General features: G+C 71.2%; 6 protein-coding genes. 2 read left to right on the forward strand and 4 right to left on the reverse strand.

Annotation, left to right across the window (positions count from 1 at the left end; translation table 11 throughout):
- The 4 genes from FPZ41_RS44295 to FPZ41_RS44310 all read right to left on the reverse strand — a co-directional run.
- On the reverse strand, nucleotides 1–757 hold a 757-nt coding region (locus tag FPZ41_RS44295; protein ID WP_152870315.1), incomplete at its 3' end, for a COG1470 family protein.
- Between the two features lie 65 nt (nucleotides 758–822).
- Nucleotides 823–1563: an LPXTG cell wall anchor domain-containing protein gene (locus tag FPZ41_RS44300; protein WP_152870317.1), complete on the reverse strand. Its 741-nt coding sequence runs from the start codon at nucleotides 1561–1563 to the stop codon at nucleotides 823–825.
- A 279-nt stretch (nucleotides 1564–1842) separates the two neighbouring features.
- On the reverse strand, nucleotides 1843–2415 hold the full coding sequence (locus tag FPZ41_RS44305; RefSeq protein ID WP_152870319.1) for an ATP-binding protein: 573 nt from the start codon (nucleotides 2413–2415) through the stop codon (nucleotides 1843–1845).
- Between the two features lie 264 nt (nucleotides 2416–2679).
- Nucleotides 2680–3048 (reverse strand): STAS domain-containing protein, encoded by a 369-nt coding sequence (locus FPZ41_RS44310; protein WP_152870320.1) that lies wholly within the window; start codon nucleotides 3046–3048, stop codon nucleotides 2680–2682.
- Nucleotides 3049–3295: 247 nt separating this feature from the next.
- On the opposite strand from FPZ41_RS44310, the gene FPZ41_RS44315 reads away from it, so the two are divergent.
- Both FPZ41_RS44315 and FPZ41_RS44320 read left to right on the forward strand, forming a co-directional pair.
- Nucleotides 3296–4198 carry an RNA polymerase sigma factor SigF gene (locus tag FPZ41_RS44315; protein WP_131559366.1) on the forward strand — a complete coding sequence of 301 codons (903 nt, stop codon included), beginning with the start codon at nucleotides 3296–3298 and terminating at the stop codon, nucleotides 4196–4198.
- A 326-nt stretch (nucleotides 4199–4524) separates the two neighbouring features.
- A partial coding sequence (locus FPZ41_RS44320; protein ID WP_152870322.1) for an RNA polymerase sigma factor occupies nucleotides 4525–5769 on the forward strand: 1245 nt, incomplete at its 3' end.

Genomic DNA, 5769 nt, shown 5'->3' on the forward strand with positions numbered 1-5769 from the left:
CCGCCGCGCCCCCGCCCGCGATTCCGGCCACCGCCCGCCAGGGCACGAACCGCACCTCCACCGCCTCCGCGTCACGTGCCGCCCCGCCGCCCGCCGTGACGGTCAGCCGGAGGTCGACCGCGTCCAGCGCGGGCCGTTCGGACCACGGTTCGCCGAGCCGCACGCGACGCCCCGGCTGCAGTTCGACCGGCAGGGTGCGGGGCGCCCGGTCAAGGAGGCGCCGCCCGAAGAGCCCCTCGGCGCGCACCGCGAGGCTCGGCGTCAGCGTGGTGGTACCGCGGTTGACCAGCTCGTACGTGATGCGCTCGCCGCGCACGGCGACACGCTCGACGGTGAGTGCGGGCAGCTCGGGTCCGCCGACCCGGAGCCGGAGCCGCACCGTCCTCGACCGGCCGTCGGACGAGCGGACGGTGAGTGTGTCCGCGTGGTCGCCGGGAGTGACGCTGGCCGGGACGTTCACCGTGAACGGCACCTCCGCGCGCGTTCGGGCCGGCACCTCGACCGAGACCGTCCGCGCGGGAGCGCCCTCGCCCGCGAAGACCACCCAGCTCCCTCCGCTCAGCCGCACCCTGAGCGGCTCGGCGGACGGATTGCGCACCGACACCGTGTCCTGGAGGACCGCTCCGGGCGCGCCCTCCGCGTAGAAGGAAGGCCGCCCACCGCCCGACGGCACGACGGACCAGCCGTCGTCGGCCACGGCCACGGGCGCCGTGGCCGTGGCGGCCAACAGGAGAGCAACGAGAAACAGGACACGCATCGGCGGCTCCAGCGGGACGAGTCGTACGGCTCCGCGGCGGCTCCCGGCCGGGGAATCGTCGACGGTCAGCGGCGTACCGTCTGGTTCCTGCGGGTCAGCCACAGCACGCCCCCCGCGCCCGCGAGCAGCACCGTGCCGCCGAGGGTGCCGAGGGCGACGGCCGAGTCCTCCGGGCCGGTCTGCGGGAGTTCGCTCCCCGAGCCGCCCGAGCCACCGGATCCGACGGACGCGGAAACGCCCTGAGACCCGGACGATGAACCCGAACCCCCGCCTGCCGCCGTGACATTGAGCGTGAGCCCCGGTCCGGGGTTGTTGCCGGGCGTGCAGGTGGTGGTCGTGCCGAGCGCCTTGATGGTGAGCACGCCCGGTGTGAAGGTGACCTTCCCGGTCTTCTTCGGGGTGTACGTGCCGCTCAGGTCGCTGATCTTGATGGGTGTGTTGGCGGGGATGGCCTCCGCGTTGGCGGGACCGGTCACGTTGAGCGTGCCGCTCTCGGCGCCGCCCAGCTTGATGGTGGCGCTCGGGTTCATCGAGCCCTTGCCCAGCTCCACCGGGCTGGACGAGACGCCCTTCTGCCACGACATGGTGATCTTGTAGTCGCTGCCGCTCTTGACGCCCTTGATGTCGATCGGCGAGACGGCGGACTTGTCACCGATCGGCGTCTTGCAGTTGTACTCGACGTCCACGACGTCGGCCTGGGCCGCGGGGGCGGCCATCAGCACCGCCGAGCCGGCCAGTGCCGCGGCGAACGCGAGCGCGGCGGTTCGTTTCTGGTACGTCCGGTACGACACCTCGGGACCCCACATTCTGACGCAACATCAGATTGGCGCCTCAAGGTACGCCCGACCCCTTGTAGAGGGAAGACAAAGTGTGTGCCGGTTTCAGGGGGATGAGCAGCGCTGCGAAGGAGGGACGCGGGGCCCCAGCCACGGACAACCCGCGGACGGGAGCCGACAGCACCCACCCCAGGGGCGCGGGGCTGTATCACCATGCGGCTCCGCCGCGCGGGCGCGACCAGTCACAACGGCCCCGCAGACAACCAACAACCCGCAGTCGTCCTGCTCAACCCAGCAGAGCGCCCCCGCTCAACCCAGCGGAGCGCCCGGCCCCCCGACCTCCGCCCACACCGTCTTCCCCGTGGCCCCGGGCGTACGTATGACCCCCCAGTCCAGGCACAGCCGTTGGACGATGAACATCCCGTGCCCGCCGGGCCGCCCCGCGCGGTGCGGGGTGCGCGGAGCGGGCTGGCCCACGCCGCGGTCGGAGACCTCGATGCGGAGCACCTTGTTGTCGCAGGCGATCCACAGCTCGTCCGGGCCCTCGGCGTGCAGGCAGGCGTTGGTCACGAGTTCGGAGACGACCAGCAGGACGTCCTCGGCCGCGGCCCGCTGGTCGGCGTTCGCGGCGGGGAGCCAGCCCCACGCGTACAGCGCCTGACGGGTGAAGTCCCGGGCGAGCGGCACGACCCCGCTCTCGCCCTCGAAACTCATCCTGCGGGTCCGCCCCCCACCGGCGGGCGCGGAGACGGGCGGACCCTCGGGCACACCTTCCGCGATCACACCCTCTCGGGGCGCGCCCCCTCCGGACGCCCCGGAAGCGCCGCCGACGCCCGGTTCCGGGCCGCGGTCGCCCGGCGAGTAAGGCCGGGTGGTGCTCATCAGCGCTTCACCTCACCGATTCACCAGTTCACGATTCAAGACTCAGTCCGTGGTTCCGGAGATCCCCCCGGATCCCCGCGGCGCACCCGCCGTGTTGGCTGCCGACATGTTCAGGATGTCTCCTGCCCGACCGATCCGTCCGAACACCCATCTATTCGGTGCGGAGCATGTGACAGGAGTAACGCGCCACTCACTCAGGGGCAGACGAGTCGGCCATCGCGAGCGGTCCGGCCGGTCCGGCCGGAGGAGGAGTGAGCGGCGGATCTAGCCGCCCAGTGCGGCTTCGAGCGTCTCGTGGACGGTGAAGACGGCGTCCGCTCCCGTGATCTCGAACACCCTGGCCACCACCGGCTGCATCCCCGCGAGGTGCACCCCGCCGCCCGCCGCGTCGGCCTTCAGTCGGGCACCCAGCAGGACGTTGAGCCCGGTGGAATCACAGAACTCCAGGTGCGAGCAGTCAACTACAAGACGTGCAAACCCGTTGTCAAGGCAGTCGTCGAGTGGTTCTCGCAACAAATCGGCGGTGTGGTGATCCAACTCACCCGAGGGCGTCACGACGGCGCTGGCGCCCTCTTCCCGCACCTCGACCAGAAGCCTGCCCGACTGCGTACTGCCGAGCGTCCCGCGGTCCATGCCGTCCCTCTCCCGACCGTCGTGGCTGTTGACTCGACATCGAACACTACGCCTTCCCTGCATGCTCCGACACCCGAACAATCGCCCAGAAGTGGACATTTCACCATGGAGCGCACTTGCGATGGAGCTGGGAAAGCAGGTAGGGCTAGTAAAGACACCCGACAACACGGCCGGCTTTGGAGGCGCCGCACACCGCAGTGCACGTAGAGGCATCGGCGGCCATATGCCGAGAACGATGGAGGACATCATGTCACCCCGGCTCGACGCATCGCATACCCAGAGGGCGGCGTCGACACCCTCTCTGGAAGACACGCAGGACGAACTCGCCCACGAGCTCCCCGAAGGGCTCGAGGGACTTCCGGAGATACCCCCCTATGACGAGGTGGGGCCGGTAGACGCACGGGCCCTGTCCAAGACACTCTTCGAGCGGCTGGAGTCCCTTGAAGAGGGCACGTACGAATACTCGTACGTACGCAACACCCTGGTCGAACTCAACCTCGCGCTCGTGAAGTTCGCCGCTTCCCGGTTCCGCTCCCGCAGCGAGCCGATGGAGGACATCATCCAGGTCGGCACGATCGGCCTGATCAAGGCGATCGACCGGTTCGAGCTCAGCCGCGGCGTCGAGTTCCCCACCTTCGCGATGCCGACCATCATCGGCGAGATCAAGCGCTTCTTCCGCGACACGAGCTGGTCCGTGCGCGTCCCGCGCCGACTGCAGGAGCTGCGCCTCGACCTGGCGAAGGCCGGTGACGAACTCGCCCAGAAGCTCGATCGCGCCCCGACAGTGGGAGAGCTGGCGGAGCGCCTGGGCCTCTCCAACGACGAGGTCGTGGAGGGCATGGCGGCATCGAACGCGTACACCGCCTCGTCGCTGGACGCACAGCCGGAGGAGGACGACTCCGAGGGCGCGCTGGCGGACCGGATCGGCTACGAGGACCACGGGCTCGAAGGCATCGAGTACGTCGAGTCGTTGAAGCCGCTGATCGCCGACCTCCCGCCGCGCGACCGGAAGATACTGTCGCTGCGCTTCGTCGCCAACATGACGCAGTCCGAGATCGGGGACGAACTCGGCATCTCCCAGATGCATGTGTCCCGGCTCCTGTCCCGCACGCTCGGGCGATTGCGGAAAGGCCTGACCGTCGAGGAGTGACCCTCTCCACCGTCTCCACCGTGGCCCGCGCCCGGTGCTCCGACTTCGGTCGGGCATCGGGCGCTTGCCGTACAGAGATCTGCCTGGACTGGGCCCGCCTGGACGGGGCCTGCCTGGACGGGGCCTGCCTCACGGGTGGGAAAAGTTCTGCGGTTGCTCGTGGTGCCGTAATGCCTGGTCCGCCGTGCCAACCGCCCCGGTCCGGGGCGCCGTTGCTCTCGGGCACCCCTTTCCCCACTGGTTTCCTTCCACCACTATGGGCGCGCACACCCGCCGGTATGCCGACACGGCGGCGACGGAGCCCACGGGGGTGAGGAGGCAGGGGGATGGCACGGGGCGAACGGTACGACGGTGAAGCCGGGTCGGAGGACGAATCGGATGACGTGACAGGTGCCGAGGCCGGGGGCGGCGACGAGCACGGTGTCCGCGCCACGACCCCCGATGCGCGGCTCACCGACCTCCTCCGCGGTGACACCTTGACCGCGCAGCACGCGCTGGACGAACTCCGGGCCCGCCACCGCGCCGTGCTCCTCGCGTACGCCCGCCGCTACACGGCCGGCGAACCGGACGCCCGCCAACTCACCGAGCAGGTCTTCAGGCGGGCGGCCGGCGAGACGGTACGCGGACTCGACCCGAAGACCCCATGGCGGCACCATCTGCTGCTCCTGACGCACCGGGTGGCCGCCTCCTGGGCGACGGACGACCGCGCCGTCCACCTCGCCCCGGGCCTGCTGCCCCGACTCAGCGAGCCGGAACCCGCCACCGAGCCACGGCTGCTCACCGCCTTCCAGGCGCTGCCGACGCGGGTCCAGGGCCTGGTCTGGTACGGCGTCGTGGACGAGGAACCCGACGAACGGACCGCCGCGTTCCTGGGCTGCACACGCGAGGACGTGACGTACGGCGCGGAACCGGCGTTCCAGGCTCTGCGCCAGTCCGTGCTCACCTCGCTCCTGGCCCGTTCGGCCAACCCGGACTGCCAGGACTTCCGGCGCCTCATCGAGGAGGGGGCCCACCCCGAGAACCCCCGCCACAGCCCCGACCTCCAGGACCACATGGCGCACTGCGGGCACTGCGCGGGCGCGTACCAGGAGCTGACCGCCCTGGGCGACACCCCGCGCACGGCGCTGGCCGAGGGGCTGCTGGCGTGGGGCGGCACGGCGTACGTCCTGGGCGGCTCGGGCCGCTCGCGCACCGCGGGCGCGAGCGGTGCGAGCGCGGGCGCGCGTACGAGAGCGGGTACGGGAGCACGTACAGGTGCTGGTACGACTGCGACCGGTACGGCGTCCGGCGGCACCCGGTGGCCCTCCTGGCTGCCCTCGCGCCGCCTCACCCTCGCCTCCGCCGCACTGGCCGTCGCGGCGGCACCGCTGCTGGTGTACCTGCTCTCGCCGGCCGGCTCGGACCAGCGGCAGGCGGCTGCCGTACAGCCCTCGACGCGCCCCACGGCGGAGACGGCCACGGCATCGCCCACACCGGACCCGACTCCCACCCCCACCGCCGAGTCACCGACGCCGACGCCGACTCCGACGGGAACCTCACGCCCGCCGAAGACCCCCAGCCCCACCCCGACC

The organism is Streptomyces acidicola (assembly GCF_009377235.1).
Classification (GTDB): Bacteria; Actinomycetota; Actinomycetes; order Streptomycetales; family Streptomycetaceae; genus Streptomyces; species Streptomyces acidicola.